Below are 16,891 nucleotides of genomic sequence, written 5' to 3' on the forward strand. Positions count from 1 at the left end.
AAACCCATCCCTGGGGGCTCGAATCGCGGGTCCCCCGCTCCACGGCGTGTCTCACAGGGGGTAATACCGCCGAAGCCCCCTCTACGAAGCTCCGAAGCCCTCTGCTTCTCACACCCTGCCGTAATCGTCATCGAAACGCTGAATATCGTCCTCGCCCAGATACGGCCCCGTGCGCACCTCCACGAGTTCGAGCGGAATCTGCCCCGGGTTGCTCAAGCGGTGACGAGTCCCCACGGGAATATAGGTGGACTCGTTCTCGGAAAGCAGCATGATTTTGTCGCCCAGCTCCACCTTGGCGGTACCTTTAACCACGACCCAGTGCTCCGCTCGATGGTAGTGCATTTGCGAAGAGAGGCTGGCACCGGGCTTGACTCGCAAGCGCTTGACTTCATAACGGGCGCCCCCATCAACCGAGTCATAACATCCCCAGGGACGATAAACTTCTCGGTGCTGGAGGTGCTCCGAGCGTTGTTGCTTCTCGATTTCCGCAATGACTTTCTTCACCTGCTGAGCTTCGCTTTTGTCAGCCACAAGCACTGCATCGGGTGTGTTGATAATCAGCAGGTTATTAACCCCTACCGTGGCGACCAGCTTGTCGTGACTGAACACCAGGGTTTCGCGGGAGCCAACATCAATCGCATCACCCACGAAGCTGTTGCCTCGTTCGTCTTTGTCAGACAGCTCCCAGTAGGATTGCCAGGAACCGACGTCACTCCAGCCGGCATCCAGAGGCACACAGACTACCGCCCGGCTCTTTTCCATCACCGCGTAATCAATGGAAATATCCGGCGCACGGGCAAAAGCTTCACGATCTATACGAATAAAGTCCAGGTCAGCCGCAGCGCTTTCGAGAGCGTCGCGCGCGGCGTCGAGTACCCCCGCGGAACACGCGGCAAGCTCATCCAGAAAAGGCTGGGCCCGAAATACGAACATGCCGCTGTTCCAAAAGTAGCTGCCCTCGGCTACATACTGTTCAGCGGTGGGAAGATCGGGCTTTTCGACAAAGCATTCTACCGGCTGTGCGGCCTCTGGACCTTCCGCTGCATTGCCAGCGGCTTCGTTACGAACCTTGATATAACCATAGCCGGTTTCCGGTCGGGTCGGCTGAATACCAAAAGTGACCAACTGGTTAAGCTGAGCAGCCTGAACCGCGTCCTGAATCGCATTTCGAAACGCGCTGGTATCCTGAATCATGTGATCGGCTGCCAGCACCAGCAGCGTTGGATTATCTTCCAGTGATGCAGCCTTAAGCACCGCCAGAGCCAAGGCTGGCGCCGTATTACGCGCTACGGGTTCCAGCAAAATGGAGGCATTGGTACATCCCATTTCATGAAGCTGCTCCGCCACCATGAAGCGGTGTTCTTCATTGCACACCACAATGGGATCTCCCAGGTCAGGCACTCCTTCCAGGCGCAGCAAGGTTTGCTGCAGCATGGTGGTTTCCCCGAACAGTTTCAGCAACTGCTTTGGATAGTGTTTTCTCGACAGTGGCCAAAGGCGGGAACCGGAACCGCCCGCGAGAATAACCGGAATGATCATGGTATGGTGTTCTCCTTTTGCCGAACAACGTTTTACGGCACATCAAGATTCTGGTCAGTTAGCGACTTTTCAAAAACTCGTCGAAAGACTGGCCAATTTCAGCATGACGAACGCCGTATTCCACATTGGCGGTCATATAGCCCAACTTTGAACCACAGTCATGACTGCGCCCCGTTATCCGGAAGGCTTCTACCGTTTCATCGGTTACCAGGGCGTCCAGTGAATCAGTCAGCTGAATCTCCCCACCCGCGCCCGGCTGGGTTTTGGAGAGCAAATCCCATGTAGACTTGGACAATACATAGCGGCCGACGATGGCCATATTGGAAGGCGCCGCGTCTTTGTCCGGCTTTTCGACCATACCTTTCACCGCGGCAAAGCCACCGGGCTGTAGCTCTTGGCCACCACAGTCGACCACACCGTATTTATGAACGAGTTCCCAGGGCACATCCTCCACGAGAATCTGGCTGTGCCCGGTTTCGTCGAAACGTCGGGTCATGCCGGCAAGGTTGTCTTTGCGCAAGTTGGACTGGTATTTATCGATCAACACATCCGGCAGCAACACGGCAAAGGGCTCCTCTCCTACCACTGGACGAGCGCAAAGAATCGCGTGACCGAGGCCTTTCGCCTCGGCCTGGCGCACGGAAATAACGGTCAATCCGGGCGGAGTGATTGATCTCACTTCTTCAAGCAAAGAGCGTTTGAGCCGCGCCTCAAGCTGGGCCTCCAGTTCGAAGCTGGTATCGAAATGGTTTTCGATAGAGTTTTTACTGGCATGGGTCACCAGCACAATTTCCTTGATGCCGGCCGCAGCCGCTTCTTCAATCACGTATTGAATCAAAGGCCGGTCTACCACCGGGAGCATTTCTTTGGGAATGGCTTTGGTGGCTGGCAGCATGCGAGTGCCCAGGCCGGCCACGGGGATCACGGCTTTTTTTACTTGCATCATAGACTCCTTGAAGATGGCTCAATGGTTTATTGATTCAGTAGCGCGAGAATTTCATCCGTTTTTTCCTGGACCAGTTTCTGGTCACCGCGGCTTTCCGCGTTCAAACGCACGACCGGCTCGGTATTGGACATGCGCAGATTGAAGCGCCAGTTATCGAATTCCATACTGACGCCATCGGCCCGGTCAATGGTATTGGCTTGGCCTTTATAGTGCTCGAATACGCGATCAATAGCAGCGGCAGCGTCGTCGACGGTGCTGTTGATTTCGCCTGGTGATGGAAAGCGGTCAATGCAGTTCTGTAATAATTCCGACAGGGATTGCCCCTTGCGACCAATCAGTTCAGCGACCAGCAGCCAGGGAATCATTCCACTGTCGCAATAGGCAAAGTCACGGAAGTAGTGGTGGGCACTCATTTCACCGCCATAAATGGCGTCTTCGTTGCGCATGCGTTCTTTGATAAAAGAGTGTCCGGTTTTGGACTGAATCGCCGTGCCACCGTGTTTTTTGCAGATGTCGATGGTGTTCCAGGTCAGGCGCGGATCATGGATAATTTTACTGCCTGGCACTTTCAGCAGGAACGCTTCGGCCAGCAGGCCGACAATATAATAGCCTTCCGTGAAGGCACCTTTCTCATCAAACAAAAAACACCGGTCAAAATCGCCATCCCACGCGATGCCCATGTCAGCACCGTGCTTGATGACCGCTTCGCTGGTGGAGGCGCGGTTTTCACGCAGAAGCGGGTTGGGAATACCGTTGGGGAAGGTGGCGTCGGGCTCGTGGTGTACTTTGATGAACTCGATCATCGGTAGGTGCGATTCCAGCGCATCAATCACATGACCGGCTGCACCATTACCCGCGTTAACCACCAGTTTCATTGGCTTCAACCGGGCCACATCCACATAGCTCAGCAAGTGTTCGACATAGGCATCCAGTACCGACGCCTTGCGGTAACCGCCCCGCTGCCCGTCATCCACCGACGGAAATTCGTTGGCTTCGGCCATGGTCTGGATGTCGTTCAGTCCGGTGTCGCCACTGATGGGACGGGACCCTTCCCGCACCATTTTCATGCCGTTATAGTCAATCGGATTATGACTGGCGGTGATCACAATGCCACCGTCGGTTTTCAAGTGGCTGGTGGCAAAGTAAATTTCTTCGGTGCCACACAAACCGATGTCAATCACATCGGCACCACCGTCCTGAAGCCCTCGCGCGGCTGCAAGCTTCAAGGTCTCGCTGGTTTCCCGCACGTCACCACCGACCACCACGGTTTTAGGTTTGAGGAATTCGGCAAAAGCACGACCAATGCGATAGACAATATCTTCATTGAGCTCGTCGCCGAGTTTGCCGCGAATATCGTAGGCTTTGAAACAAGTCAGGCTCATTTTCGTTCCGTCCGGGTTTGAGTTGATTCAGGATTCAGTGTGTTTGAGTATTTGCGCCAGCACCTCGTCAATGCTCAAGTCGGTGCTGTCCAGGTATATGGCATCGGGAGCGGGCTTCAATGGTGACACTGGTCGCTCGCTGTCCTGCTTATCCCTTTGGCGAATGTCGGCCACAAGGGCGGCCATATCCACTGTCTCGCCCTTCTCGACCAGCTGGCGATAGCGTCGCTCCGCCCGGGCTTCCGGGCTGGCCGTGAGAAAGATTTTGACGTTGGCATCCGGAAAAACGGTCGTGCCCATATCCCGGCCATCGGCCACCAGTCCGGGCATTTGCCGGAAGTCCCGCTGACGTTGCAACAGGGCCTCCCGCACGGGGGGATAGGCCGCCACTTGAGACGCGGCCATACTCACCCGCTCGGTGCGAATATCGCCGGAGACATCCCTGCCATCCAAGAGAATACGGGTATCCTCTTGGTCGGGTTGAAAGTTGACATTCAGGTTACGTGCCACTTTGGCCGCAGCCACCGGGTCTTCTACATCGACCCCGGTTTCGAGCACCGCCAGCGCCGTCAGACGATAAAGTGCTCCACTATCGAGCAGGTGATAGCCCAGCCGCTGGGCCACCAGGCGGCTGAGCGTTCCCTTGCCTGCACCACTGGGGCCATCAATCGCCACTACTTTTATTGCAACGTTGGCTGCACTGTCTTTGGTCACGTTATTCAATTCTCCGTTCTTGCGCTTGCTTTTGGGGCCTTGGGTGTTTCGAGGAATCATTGGCCCGCGGCGGCCACCTCCTCGGCAATAGCGCGGCACCGGGCCAAAGGATCTTCGGCGCGGGTAATGGGTCGACCAATGACCAGATAGTGACTGCCCGCCTGAATCGCCTCTGCGGGAGTCATGGTCCGACGCTGGTCGTCTGCTGCGCTCTCGATAGGGCGAATGCCGGGCGTCACCAGACAAAACCCGTCCCCCCTCGCCGCTCTCAGCGCCGAGGCTTCCTGTGCCGAACAGACGACGCCATCCAGCCCGCTTTGCTCTGTCAGCTCGGCCAGGTGCAGCACCTGTTCCATTGGAGACCGTGAAACCCCCGTTGCGTTCAAGTCGGAGGCTTCCATACTGGTCAGGACGGTGACACCAATCAAAAGGGGGCGAGAGGTTCCGGAGCACTGCTCCAGCGCTTCACGGGCCGCCGACATCATTCTCACCCCACCAGAGGCGTGAACATTGACCATCCAAACACCCAGGTCGGCGGCGGCCTTTACCGCAGCGGCTGTCGTGTTGGGGATATCGTGAAACTTGAGGTCCAGGAAAACATCGAAGCCCAGGTTCTGTAGCTGCTCCACCACTGCGGGACCACTGCGGGTAAACAATTCCTTGCCCACCTTGAGGCGGCAGATTTCCGGAGCGAGGCGGCGTGCGAAGTTCACGCAGTCGGTCACGTTGTCATAGTCCATCGCCACGACAATGCGCGGAGCTTCGGGTCTCAGCATGCGTTCGTTCTCCCCAGTACGACTCTCGCCCAAAAGCTATGGGCACAAAAAAGCCCGAACCGAGAAGGTCCGGGCCTGCCATTAAAGCAAATTTGGCACTAAATTGCAGCGTCTAAATCTCCAAAGACCCCTCCGGGCTCATGGGGATGACGAGCAAATTTACAGTGACCGTAGGGTGGCCGTGATTAAAGCGCCATACGGTCTCGGTTAGACTCAATGGTCGCGCTACCAATGCCTTTCACTTCGGAAAGCTGATCCAGGCTGACAAACTCACCGTTGGCGTCGCGCCATGCCACAATGGCTTCGGCCTTCTTGACACCAATACCCTCCAGCGCTGCCAGCGTGTCGACGTTCGCCGTATTGATATTGACAGAGGCGGGCTCTTCAGCCCAGGCAGCAACGCTGAACATCAAAACCAGTGCGGATAACAAGGACGGGAACAGTTTCATAGTGAACTCCTTTTACGATGTTTTCAGTTAAGAACGGATTGAACCATTACACAGTGCGTCATAAACAACGCCCGCCAATTATGGAGAGCAAGTCATTTGGCGCGTAGGAGAAATAAGCGTCGCCCCGTGTAGGAAATCAACCACAAGACTGAAAAGTTTGACTGGGATCACGGTTTGAAGCGAAGTTTTACCGATGGGGAAAGCGTCATGGCGGACGCACCCAAAGGTGCGCCCGTCCCGTTCTCTACAGTTTGCTTAGGTCTTTCGCATCCCAGTGCGGGAAGTGTTTGCGAATCAATGCATTTAACTCGAGCTCAAATTCACTGATATTGGTGTGAGCTGTTTTGGTGCGTTTCAGACCCTCAATCACCATACCCGCGCCCACGGTAATGTTGGTGAGTCGGTCAATGACGATAAAGGAGCCCGTCATGCGATGATTCGGGTAGGCATCCACAACCACAGGCTGGTTAAAAGCCAGATCGGTGACAGCGATGTCATTCAGCTGCAGCTTGTCGGCGGGTTTTTGTTCCTGCGTGTTAACGTCCACGCGATAATCAATATTTTCTATCGCACCCGAGACAGATTTGCTCGCAAACTTAAACAGATATTCCTTGCCCACCTGCCCCGATTCTTCGTTCATCCAGACCACATGGGCTTTCAAGTGATTGGTCTGGGTGACCTTATCCCGCGCATGCACGAGCATGTCGCCACGACTGACATCAATCTCGTCTTCAAACGTCAGTGTGACCGCCTGCCCCACAAAGGCTTCAGGCAAGTCGCCATCGAACGTGACGATGGATTTGACCTTGCTGGTTTTGCCGGAAGGCAGCACTTTGAGTTCATCACCGACCTTCACAACACCAGACGCAATGGTGCCGCAAAACCCGCGGAAATCCAGGTGTGGGCGATTGACATACTGCACCGGAAAACGGAAGTCGTCGAAATTGCGCTCGGCCATGACCGGCACGTTTTCCAGTATCTCCATTAGCGTCGGGCCGGTATACCATGGCGACTGCTCGCTGCGGTTTACCACATTATCCCCTTCCAACGCGGAGATCGGCACAAACTGCACACCACTCATGTCCAGCTTTTCGGCAAAGTTCAGGTAGTCAGCCTTAATGTGGTTGAAGACTTCTTCACTGAACCCTTCCAGATCCATTTTGTTAATCGCCACGACAATGTGCTTAATGCCCAGCAGCGAGGCAATGTAGCTGTGGCGACGGGTCTGGGTCATCACGCCGTGGCGGGCATCGATCAGGATCACCGCCAGGTCACACGTAGACGCGCCAGTGGCCATGTTTCGGGTGTACTGCTCGTGTCCCGGAGTGTCGGCGATAATGAACTTGCGCTTGGCCGTGGAAAAATAGCGATAGGCCACATCAATAGTAATGCCCTGCTCTCTCTCAGCCTGCAAGCCGTCCACCAGCAATGCCAGGTCCACTTTTTCGCCCGTGGTGCCGTATTTGCTGCTGTCCGAACTAATGGATTCCAGTTGGTCTTCGTAGATCATTTTGGAATCGTGCAGCAGCCGGCCGATCAACGTACTTTTGCCGTCGTCTACGCTCCCGCAGGTGAGAAAACGCAGCAGTTCCTTGTTCTCGTGTTGCTCGAGATAAGCGTCGATGTCTTGTTCGATCAGGTCGCTCTGATGACTCATGCTGTCAAATACCTTGGTCTTGAATTCGTTGTTCCGTAGCGGTTCAGTAAACAGGCCCTAGAAGTACCCTTCCTGCTTTTTCTTCTCCATTGAGCCGGAGCTGTCGTGGTCAATCACACGCCCCTGACGCTCGGAGGTGCGGGTCAGCAGCATCTCCTGAATAATTTCTGGCAACGTGGTCGCCTCGGACTCCACCGCACCGGTCAGGGGATAGCAACCGAGAGTGCGGAAGCGCACCATTTTTTCCTCGGGCACTTCGCCGGGTTCCAGCGGCATACGGTCATCATCCACCATGATCAATGTTCCGTCGCGCTCAACGACCGGGCGCTTGGCCGCGAAGTACAGCGGAACCAGCGGAATACTTTCCAGGTGGATGTATTGCCAGATATCCAGTTCTGTCCAGTTCGACAGCGGGAACACGCGGATACTCTCACCCTTATCCACCCGGCCATTGTAGATATTCCACAACTCGGGGCGCTGGTTTTTCGGGTCCCAGCGGTGGTGCTTGTCACGGAAGGAGTAAACCCGCTCTTTGGCGCGGGACTTTTCTTCATCCCGGCGAGCACCACCAAAGGCCGCATCAAACTTGTATTTGTCCAACGCCTGTTTCAGCGACTGGGTTTTCATGATGTCGGTGTGCTTGGCGCTGCCGTGGGTAAAAGGCCCCACACCCATTTTTACGCCTTCCTCGTTGATGTGCACGATGAGATCCCAGCCGAGGTCTTTTACTCGTTGATCGCGAAATTTGATCATTTCCTGGAATTTCCAGGTGGTATCGACGTGCATCAAAGGAAACGGTGGTTTGCCTGGATGGAAGGCTTTCTGGGCCAAGTGCATCATGACCGCCGAGTCTTTGCCGATGGAGTACAGCATCACCGGGTTGTCGAACTCCGCCGCTACCTCACGAATAATGTGGATACTCTCGGCTTCCAGTTGTTTCAGGTGGGTAAGGTTGTATTGGTCTGACATTCCGCTCAACACTGTTATCGGGGTGACGCGGCCTGGCCGCGCCCCGCCCTGGGTGATTGGGTATAGGCCTGTCGTAAGGCCGCCTGAAAACGGCGCATTATAGAGTAATACGCCCTGTTTCTCTAATGATCGATTACTTCTAAGGATATGCCGGTTTGTTTGGCCAGGGCCACAAACGTCGGGAAAGAGGTGGCCACATTGGTGGCGTCCTTGACACGAATCGGCTGGCTGGCACGCAGCGCGGCAATGGCGAAAGACATGGCAATTCGGTGATCGTGGTGGGTTTCCACGTCGCCACCGCCCAGGGTGCCGCCCTGAATCACAATGCCATCCGGGGTGGGCCTGGCATCAATGCCGAGCGTGGTCAGCCCATCTGCCATGGCCTGAATGCGGTCGCTTTCTTTCACCCGCAGTTCCTCTGCGCCCGTCAGCACGGTTTCGCCCTCCGCGCAGGCCGCCGCAATGAACAACGCCGGGAACTCGTCAATCGCCAGAGGCACCTGATCTTCGGGAATATGAATGCCTTTTAGCGGCGCGTACCGCACGCGAATATCCGCAACCGGCTCTCCACCTACCGTGCGTTCGTTACTCAGCGTCAAATCGCCGCCCATGGCTTTAAGAATATTGATAACGCCGATACGGGTGGGGTTGATGCCAACGTGGGTCAAGGTCAGATCAGAACCTGGCGCAATGCTGGCCGCCACCATAAAAAAGGTGGCCGAGGAAATATCGGCGGGCACCTCAATGCGTGTACCGGTCAGCTTGCCACCGCCGGTTAACTCCGCCACCGCGCCATCTTTGCGCACATCGTAACCAAAGCCGGTCAGCATGCGCTCGGTGTGATCGCGAGTGGGGGCCGGTTCAGTGACGCGCGTGGTGCCCTCGGCGTACAGGCCCGCCAGCAGCACACAGGACTTCACCTGGGCACTGGCCATGGGCAAGGCATAGTCAATTCCTTTGAGCGCTTGCCCACCTTTGATCTTCAACGGCGGGCGCCCACCATCATTGGTGTCAACCACGGCGCCCATTTCACGCAGCGGGTTGGCTACGCGATCCATGGGTCTTTTGGCCAGAGACTCATCACCACTGATTTCACTGTCAAACGCCTGGCCGGCGAGAATACCGGACATCAAGCGAATGGTGGTACCGGAGTTACCGATGTAAAGCGGCTTTTTGGGGGCTTTCAAACCATGCAGCCCAACGCCGTGAATCTTGACCCGACCTTCGGCCGGCCCTTCAATCACCACACCCATATCGCGAAATGCCTGCAGCGTGGCCAGGGCGTCCTCCCCCTCGAGAAAGCCTTCCACTTCCGTCACGCCTTCGGCCAGTGAGCCTAGCATTATCGAACGGTGGGAGATGGATTTGTCGCCAGGCACACGAATAGAGCCTTTTACGGTTCCTCCCGGCTGAAGCAGGTAATCAATTTTTCCTGTGGTCATGGTGGTTACAAACGCCTTCTTGGACAAAATATTGGTGAAGTGATCGCGAGCGGCTTTGGCACGGGTAAACACACCCAACAGGTATTCGCCATCCTCCCGCTCAATCGCGGCACGCAAACGGGTCAGGTTATCAATAAACAGGTCCAGCGAATCGAGTACCGCCCCTCGATTGGCCTTCATAATATCGTGCCACATCACCGGATCGCTGGAGGCAATGCGGGTGAAGTCCCGAAAGCCGCCCGCCGCGTAACGAAAAATATTCGGATTGGCGATATCCTCCGAGAGCGTATCCACCAGCGAATAAGCGATGGCATGAGGCAAGTGGCTGGTTGCACCGAGCACCTGATCATGCTCTTGCACGGACATATCCAATACTTCCGCACCCACAGCCCGCCACATCGCACGGACTTTTGAGAGCGACTCGGGGCGAGTATTGTCCAGTGGTGTCAGAATCACTCTGTGCTGGTCGTACAAATTCGGATTGGCGGCGGCAACACCGCTGCGCTCCGACCCCGCGATGGGGTGCCCCAGCACCAGTTGGGGAGGCACTGTGCCGTAGACGGCTTCCGCAGCCGCCTGCACACTGCCTTTGACGCTGGCACCGTCGGTAATGGTGACGTCGGGCGACACGGTGTCCCGAATATGGGCCAATACTTCGGCCACCGCCAGTGTCGGGACGGCGATAAAAATAACATCGTCCGCCCCGAGTTCGCCCGCTATCGCCTCGAGCGATGGCACTACCCGATCTACGACACCGAGCTCCAATGCCTTGCGTGCCGAGTCCTCGCGGAGCACCACGCCAATCGCTTCGCGACAGGCGCCTCGCTCGCGCAACGCCGCCGCCAAACTGCCTCCGATCAGACCAAGGCCGACCACCACCAAGCGGCCCACAACAGGACCCACGGCAGAAGCGCTGCGAACGCCTGTAACATCAGGCATGGTTAGAGCACCGCTTTGGGGTAGGCACCCAACAGCTTGACATCAGCGGCTCTCTCGGCCACTTCCTTGAGCACGGCGCTGACGCCCGGCTCTTCCGCGTGGCCAGCAAAGTCGATAAAGAACACATAGGTCCAGACTCCCGTTCGAGAGGGTCTCGACTCGACGCGGGTGAGGTCAATGCCATGGCGGTGGAACGGCTCCAGCAAGTTGTGCAGCGCCCCGGGTTCGTTGCGCATGGCCACCACAAGAGAACTCTTGTCATCGCCGCTCGGGGGCACTGACTCCGTGCCAATGATCAGAAAGCGGGTGGAGTTATCCGGCTCGTCTTCAATTTTTTCGGCCAGCGTCTTTAGGCCATACAAATCCGCTGCCATACTGCCGGCGATCGCGGCCGCGTTCCACTCACCTTTCAAGCGTCGCGCTGCTTCCGCGTTGCTGCTGACCGCCACCCGCTCGGCTTTGGGATAATGGGCGTCCAGCCATTTGCGACACTGGGCAAGCGATTGGGAGTGGGAATAAATCCGGGTGATACTTTTGACATCGGTGACATCGGAAATCAACAGGTTATGGTGAATGCGCAGTTCCACTTCACCACATATTTTCAGGTTGGATGTCATAAAATTATCGAGCGTATGGTTCACCACACCTTCGGTGGAATTTTCCACCGGCACCACCCCATAACTCACCGCACCGGCTTCTACTTCCCGGAACACCTCGTCAATGGCCGAGAACGGCATCGAGACGGCCGAATGACCGAAATGCTTAAGGGCGGCCTGCTGGGTAAAGGTACCCTCAGGCCCGAGATAGGCCACTTTGATCGGCTGCTCCAGCGCCAGGCACGCCGACATAATCTCCCGGAACAACCGGGCCATTTCTTCGTTGCTGAGTGGACCCTGATTACGCTCCATGGCCTTGCGCAACACCTGTGCTTCGCGTTCGGGGCGATAGAAGGTTTTTATATCGCTGCCACTGTCTTTCTTAACATCGGCCACATCCTGCGCGCACTGGGCTCGCTCGGAAATGAGTTTACCGATCTCATCGTCGATGGCGTCGATACGGTCGCGCAGCGCTTTAAGCTGTTCTGTTTCGTTCATAAGAGAATGCCGGTTACTCGGCGTCGTCCTCCACCAAAGACTCGCCACTTTCTTCGTCTTCCTCAATGCGCTCTACGCCTTTGACGTGTTCGCCTTCCTTGAGGCGAATCAGACGAACCCCCTGGGTGTTACGACTCAGCACCGAGACTTCATCCACGCGGGTACGGACCAATGTGCCCAGGTCAGTAATCATCATGATTTCCTCACCATCCAGCACCTGAACCGCACTCACCAGTTGCCCGTTTCGATCCGTGGTTTGCATCCCGATAACGCCTTGCGCTCCACGGCCTTTGGTGGGGAACTCCTCAACCGGTGTCCGTTTACCGTAGCCGTGCTCACTGACCGTCAGCACTTTGCCGCCCTCTTCCGGCACGATCATGCCCACCACTTGATACGGGTCGTCCATCCGGATACCGCGAACACCGCGCGAGACGCGGCCCATGGAGCGAACCGTGTCCTCGCGGAAGCGCACGGCCTTGCCGCTGCTGGAGAACAACATGACATCATGACTGCCATTGGTGACCGCTGTGAAAGCCAGGGAGTCGCCTTCGTCCAGTTCAATCGCTTTCAGGCCCACACTGCGCTGGCGGGAGAACTGATCCAAAGGCGTTTTCTTCACTGTGCCACGGCGCGTGGCCATGAAAATAAAGTGATCCGCATCGTAATTTTTCACCGGCAGTATCGAGGTAATGCGCTCACCCTCTTCCAGCGGCAACAAATTGACCACCGGACGACCGCGAGACTGACGTCCGGCCACCGGAATCATATACACTTTAAGCCAATAGACTTTACCGGCGTTTGTGAAACACAAAATGGTGTCGTGGGTGCTGGCGATCAACAGGTGTTCGACGAAGTCTTCGTCTTTCACCGCCGTTGCGGATTTACCCATACCCCCGCGGCGCTGGGCCTGATAATCATCCAGCGGCTGGGTTTTGGCATAACCGTTGTGAGAAATGGTCACGACGCGGTTTTCTTCGGCGATCAAATCTTCAGTGGTCAGATCAAGCGTGGAGGCGGTAATTTCCGTACGGCGATCATCACCATAGTTGGTCATCACCTGCTCCAGTTCCTCACGGATCACTTCCATCAAGCGCTCGGAACGGTTCAGAATGTCCAGAAAACCGGCAATTTGCTCCAGCTTTTCTTCGTACTCGGCCAACAGCTTGTCGTGCTCCATCCCGGTCAGGCGATGCAAGCGCAAATCCAGAATGGCCTGAGCCTGCATGGCCGAGAGGTAATAGTGTCCGTCGCGCACACCAAACTCATCCCCCAAATCCTCGGGCTTGCAGGCATCATCTCCCGCTCGGGCCAGGAAGTCGGTCATCTGCCTGGTATCCCAGCCGCGTGCCATCAAACTGTCCTTGGCTTCGGCGGGTGAAGGGGAGGCCTTGATCAGCTCGATCACTTCATCGATATTGGCGATGGCCATCGCCAGGCCTTCCAGGATATGGCCTCGCTCGCGCGCCTTGCGCAGCAAGTAAACCGTACGGCGGGTCACCACCTCCCGGCGATGGCGTACAAAGGCCTCCAGCAACTGCTTCAGGTTCAGCAGTTTGGGCTGACCGTCCTCCAACGCCACCATGTTAATACCAAACACGGTTTGCAACTGAGTTTGCGCATACAGGTTGTTGAGCAAGACCTCACCGGACTCGTTGCGCTTCACTTCAATCACGATACGCAGGCCGTCTTTATCAGACTCGTCCCGCAACTCGCTGATACCTTCGATTTTCTTGTCCTTGACCAGCTCGGCAATCTTTTCGATCAGGCGCGCCTTATTCAACTGGTAAGGAATCTCGGAAACAATAATGGTCTCACGACCGGTCTTGGGGTCTTCTTCAATCTCTGCCTTGGCGCGCACATAAATGCGGCCACGACCGGTACGATAGGCCTGAACGATGCCCGCACGGCCATTGATGATGGCCCCCGTGGGAAAATCCGGACCCGGGACATGCTCCATCAACTCATCGATTTCGATATCTTCGTTATCGATCAGTGCCAGGCAGCCCTTGACCACCTCTTTCAGGTTATGCGGCGGTATATTGGTGGCCATGCCGACGGCAATACCGGACGAGCCATTGACCAACAGGTTGGGAATGCGAGTGGGAAGAACTTCGGGAATCTGCTCGCTGCCGTCGTAGTTGTCGACATAGTCCACCGTTTCCTTGTCGAGATCGGCGAGCAGGTCGTGGGCAATTTTGGCCATGCGCACTTCGGTGTATCGCATGGCGGCGGCGTTATCGCCGTCGATGGAACCGAAGTTACCCTGTCCATCCACCAGCATGTAGCGCAGGGAGAACGGCTGGGCCATGCGCACCACCGTGTCGTATACGGCAGAGTCACCGTGCGGGTGATATTTACCGATCACATCACCCACCACACGGGCAGATTTGAGATACGGTTTATTCCAGTCGTTTTTGAGTTCGTTCATCGCGAACAGCACGCGGCGGTGAACCGGCTTCAAGCCATCGCGTACATCCGGTAGTGCCCGGCCCACGATAACGCTCATCGCATAATCGAGATAGGACTGCTTGAGCTCATCTTCGATATTGACGGGTGAAACTTCTTTCGCTAATTCGCCCATGGACTCGCAGAGTTCCTTATTATCAAAAAGGCTAATGGATCAACATTGCCTGATGATCGGAAAAACAGCCACCCGACAGGGAGGCTGCAAGGTGACCACCAGAACCACTCTCGCCCGCGCCGCAGCGCGCTTTGAAGCCAGCATCGGAGGCCATTTACAAAACGACAAATACTACCACAAAAACCGGCCAAGGGGGTGATTTGACAGGCTTTTTCGGACACCCACGCCTGCATGAAGCGGTGCTTTCGGAGTATACTGGCGAGCCCTTTGCGATAAAGCCTCAGGATTTGTTCTATGTCTGCTCCCGAAACCGTCAGCCTGGTCATCAAAGCCCGCTGGATAGCTCCGGTCGTGCCGGAGAACCGGGTGTTCGAGCACTGCGCGCTGATTGTTGATAAAGGCGTCATTCGCGCCCTGGTCCCTCAGGAGGAAGCCGACAAGCGTTTCGACGCCGAACAAACGATTTTTCTGGGCAACCACCTACTGACCCCCGGTCTGGTGAACGCGCACGGGCACGCCGCCATGAGCCTGCTGCGCGGCCTGGCGGACGACCTTCCGCTCAAAACCTGGCTTGAGCAGTATATCTGGCCCACTGAAAATCGCTGGGTCAACGAAGACATGGTGCGAGACGGCACAGAGCTGGCCATGGCGGAGATGATCCGCTCGGGCACCACCTGCTTCAGCGATATGTACTTTTTCCCAGGCCAGGCGGCCCAGGCCGCTCAGCAGGCACACATGCGCGCCCACATCCACTTTCCGGTCTTCGACATGCCCAGTGCCTGGGGCCAGGACGCCGAGGACTACCTGCGCAAAGGGCTGAGCCTCCACGATGATTTCCGCGCCCACCCCCTGGTTCGTGTCGGTTTTGGGCCTCACGCGCCTTACACCGCCTCTGACGACACATTGAAACGAGTCGCCACCCTGGCTCAGGAACTGGATGCGCCCATCCAGATACACCTCCACGAAACCGCCCAGGAAGTCACCGATTCGTTGAACGAACACGGCAAGCGACCCAGCCAACGGCTGGCAGAACTGGGGCTGCTCTCGCCGCTGACCCAATGTGTACATATGACTCAGGTGGACGACTCCGACGTGCGCCTGCTGAGTGAGCACGGCGCCCATGTCGTACACTGCCCTGAATCGAACCTCAAGCTGGCCAGTGGCTTCTGTCCTGTGCAGCGACTGCTGGACGAGGGGATCAACGTGGCTCTCGGCACCGATGGCGCCGCCAGTAATAATGATCTGAGCTTGCTGGGGGAAATGAAAACCGCCGCCCTGCTGGCCAAGGCCGTGGCCGGGCGCGCCGATGCACTGGATGCCCACGGCGCTCTGCGCATGGCCACATTAAATGGTGCGAGAGCCCTTGGGCTTGAGGATCGAATTGGCAGCCTGGAGGTCGGCAAATCAGCCGATGTGATCGCCGTCGAGCTGAGTGATTTGTCCTCCCAGCCCATTTACAACCCGGTTTCTCAGCTGGTGTACACCGATTCCAGCCATCGAGTAAGCCATGCCTGGGTCGCCGGAAAAGCGCTGCTACTGAGTCGCCAGTTGCAAACCCTGAACGAACGTGAATTGATTGGCAAAGCTCGCTGGTGGGCCAAACAAATCGGAAACCAGCGCTGAACCGTATCCATGAGACCGGTCAACGCACCACCAGACGCATTACGGCAGGCGGGCCCTGCCTAATTAGGAGTTCAACACATGAGTAATGTTGACGCCGCAGAAGTGGCCAAGTTCGAAGCGCTCGCCAGCCGCTGGTGGGACCGTCACAGTGAATTCAAACCCCTGCACGATATCAATCCGTTGCGGACCGGTTTTATTGACCAGCATTCGCCCGTCGCCGGCCGAAACGTGCTGGATGTGGGCTGCGGAGGTGGCATCCTGAGCGAGGCCCTCGCCCAGCGCGGAGCAACCGTAACCGGCATTGACATGGGCGAAGCGCCGCTGGGCGTCGCCCGGCTGCATGCCCAGGAGTCCGGACTGGAAATCGACTACCGGCAAATCACCGTCGAAGACCTGGCCGACCAATCCCCGGAACGCTACGACATTGTCGCCTGCCTGGAAATGCTGGAGCACGTACCCGACCCCGCTTCCGTCATCGCCGCCTGCGCACGACTGGTCAAGCCCGGCGGACACGTTTACTTCTCTACCATCAACCGCAACCCCAAGGCCTACGCCTTTGCCATACTCGGGGCCGAATACGTGTTGCGTTTACTACCCAAAGGCACGCATGACTATCGCAAATTCATTCGTCCATCGGAGTTATCCCGCTGGATGCGCACGGCGAACCTTGAGTTGTGCAAAACCACCGGCCTGACCTACAACCCGCTGACCCGGCACTATCGCCTGAATGACCGCGATGTCGACGTCAACTATATGGTCCACGCGAGGCGGATAGGATAA

Annotated in this window: 13 protein-coding genes; 2 read left to right on the plus strand and 11 right to left on the minus strand. The window is 56.7% G+C overall.

Annotated elements, in window-relative coordinates:
• Positions 1-108: 108 nt before the first annotated feature.
• The 11 genes from ACQCLF_RS12295 to gyrA all read right to left on the minus strand — a co-directional run bounded on the left by ACQCLF_RS12295 (position 109) and on the right by gyrA (position 14,488).
• On the minus strand, positions 109-1,539 hold the full coding sequence (locus ACQCLF_RS12295) for a mannose-1-phosphate guanylyltransferase/mannose-6-phosphate isomerase (RefSeq protein WP_426987676.1): 1,431 nt from the start codon (positions 1,537-1,539) through the stop codon (positions 109-111).
• A 58-nt stretch (positions 1,540-1,597) separates the two neighbouring features.
• Entirely contained in the window at positions 1,598-2,485 is an 888-nt protein-coding gene (gene galU, locus ACQCLF_RS12300; protein ID WP_426987678.1) for a UTP--glucose-1-phosphate uridylyltransferase GalU, read from the minus strand.
• A gap of 26 nt (positions 2,486-2,511) precedes the next feature.
• Positions 2,512-3,867: a phosphomannomutase CpsG gene (locus tag ACQCLF_RS12305; RefSeq protein WP_426987680.1), complete on the minus strand. Its 1,356-nt coding sequence runs from the start codon at positions 3,865-3,867 to the stop codon at positions 2,512-2,514.
• A gap of 27 nt (positions 3,868-3,894) precedes the next feature.
• The gene (gene cmk, locus ACQCLF_RS12310) at positions 3,895-4,581 is read right to left on the minus strand and encodes a (d)CMP kinase (protein WP_426987682.1); all 687 of its coding nucleotides are present in this window, start codon (positions 4,579-4,581) and stop codon (positions 3,895-3,897) included.
• Positions 4,582-4,637: 56 nt separating this feature from the next.
• A complete protein-coding gene (gene pyrF / locus ACQCLF_RS12315; RefSeq protein WP_426987684.1) occupies positions 4,638-5,357 on the minus strand; it encodes an orotidine-5'-phosphate decarboxylase in 720 nt (239 codons plus the stop codon).
• Positions 5,358-5,542: 185 nt separating this feature from the next.
• The gene (locus tag ACQCLF_RS12320) at positions 5,543-5,806 is read right to left on the minus strand and encodes a ComEA family DNA-binding protein (protein ID WP_426987686.1); all 264 of its coding nucleotides are present in this window, start codon (positions 5,804-5,806) and stop codon (positions 5,543-5,545) included.
• Between the two features lie 244 nt (positions 5,807-6,050).
• Entirely contained in the window at positions 6,051-7,463 is a 1,413-nt protein-coding gene (cysN, locus tag ACQCLF_RS12325; RefSeq protein WP_426987688.1) for a sulfate adenylyltransferase subunit CysN, read from the minus strand.
• A gap of 57 nt (positions 7,464-7,520) precedes the next feature.
• On the minus strand, positions 7,521-8,432 hold the full coding sequence (gene cysD / locus ACQCLF_RS12330) for a sulfate adenylyltransferase subunit CysD (RefSeq protein WP_426987690.1): 912 nt from the start codon (positions 8,430-8,432) through the stop codon (positions 7,521-7,523).
• Between the two features lie 122 nt (positions 8,433-8,554).
• Entirely contained in the window at positions 8,555-10,813 is a 2,259-nt protein-coding gene (locus tag ACQCLF_RS12335) for a bifunctional prephenate dehydrogenase/3-phosphoshikimate 1-carboxyvinyltransferase (RefSeq protein WP_426987692.1), read from the minus strand.
• A gap of 2 nt (positions 10,814-10,815) precedes the next feature.
• Positions 10,816-11,907, minus strand: a complete 1,092-nt coding sequence (gene pheA / locus ACQCLF_RS12340) for a prephenate dehydratase (protein WP_426987694.1) — start codon at positions 11,905-11,907, stop codon at positions 10,816-10,818.
• 13 nt (positions 11,908-11,920) lie between these two features.
• Entirely contained in the window at positions 11,921-14,488 is a 2,568-nt protein-coding gene (gene gyrA / locus ACQCLF_RS12345) for a DNA gyrase subunit A (RefSeq protein WP_426987696.1), read from the minus strand.
• Between the two features lie 294 nt (positions 14,489-14,782).
• On the opposite strand from gyrA, the gene ACQCLF_RS12350 reads away from it, so the two are divergent.
• Positions 14,783-16,111 carry a TRZ/ATZ family hydrolase gene (locus ACQCLF_RS12350; protein WP_426987698.1) on the plus strand — a complete coding sequence of 443 codons (1,329 nt, stop codon included), beginning with the start codon at positions 14,783-14,785 and terminating at the stop codon, positions 16,109-16,111.
• A 78-nt stretch (positions 16,112-16,189) separates the two neighbouring features.
• Positions 16,190-16,891, plus strand: coding sequence for a bifunctional 2-polyprenyl-6-hydroxyphenol methylase/3-demethylubiquinol 3-O-methyltransferase UbiG (gene ubiG, locus ACQCLF_RS12355; RefSeq protein WP_426987700.1), 702 nt, complete (start codon positions 16,190-16,192; stop codon positions 16,889-16,891).

This window comes from Marinimicrobium sp. ARAG 43.8 (genome assembly GCF_050113635.1).
Classification (GTDB): domain Bacteria; phylum Pseudomonadota; class Gammaproteobacteria; order Pseudomonadales; family Cellvibrionaceae; genus Marinimicrobium.

Coding starts and splice junctions, on each gene's coding strand:
- ACQCLF_RS12295 (WP_426987676.1), bottom strand. CDS start 1,539: ATGATCATTCCGGTTATTCTCGCGGGCGGTTCCGGTTCCCGCCTTTGG.
- galU (WP_426987678.1), bottom strand. CDS start 2,485: ATGATGCAAGTAAAAAAAGCCGTGATCCCCGTGGCCGGCCTGGGCACT.
- ACQCLF_RS12305 (WP_426987680.1), bottom strand. CDS start 3,867: ATGAGCCTGACTTGTTTCAAAGCCTACGATATTCGCGGCAAACTCGGC.
- pyrF (WP_426987684.1), bottom strand. CDS start 5,357: ATGCTGAGACCCGAAGCTCCGCGCATTGTCGTGGCGATGGACTATGAC.
- ACQCLF_RS12320 (WP_426987686.1), bottom strand. CDS start 5,806: ATGAAACTGTTCCCGTCCTTGTTATCCGCACTGGTTTTGATGTTCAGC.
- cysN (WP_426987688.1), bottom strand. CDS start 7,463: ATGAGTCATCAGAGCGACCTGATCGAACAAGACATCGACGCTTATCTC.
- cysD (WP_426987690.1), bottom strand. CDS start 8,432: ATGTCAGACCAATACAACCTTACCCACCTGAAACAACTGGAAGCCGAG.
- ACQCLF_RS12335 (WP_426987692.1), bottom strand. CDS start 10,813: ATGCCTGATGTTACAGGCGTTCGCAGCGCTTCTGCCGTGGGTCCTGTT.
- pheA (WP_426987694.1), bottom strand. CDS start 11,907: ATGAACGAAACAGAACAGCTTAAAGCGCTGCGCGACCGTATCGACGCC.
- gyrA (WP_426987696.1), bottom strand. CDS start 14,488: ATGGGCGAATTAGCGAAAGAAGTTTCACCCGTCAATATCGAAGATGAG.
- ACQCLF_RS12350 (WP_426987698.1), top strand. CDS start 14,783: ATGTCTGCTCCCGAAACCGTCAGCCTGGTCATCAAAGCCCGCTGGATA.
- ubiG (WP_426987700.1), top strand. CDS start 16,190: ATGAGTAATGTTGACGCCGCAGAAGTGGCCAAGTTCGAAGCGCTCGCC.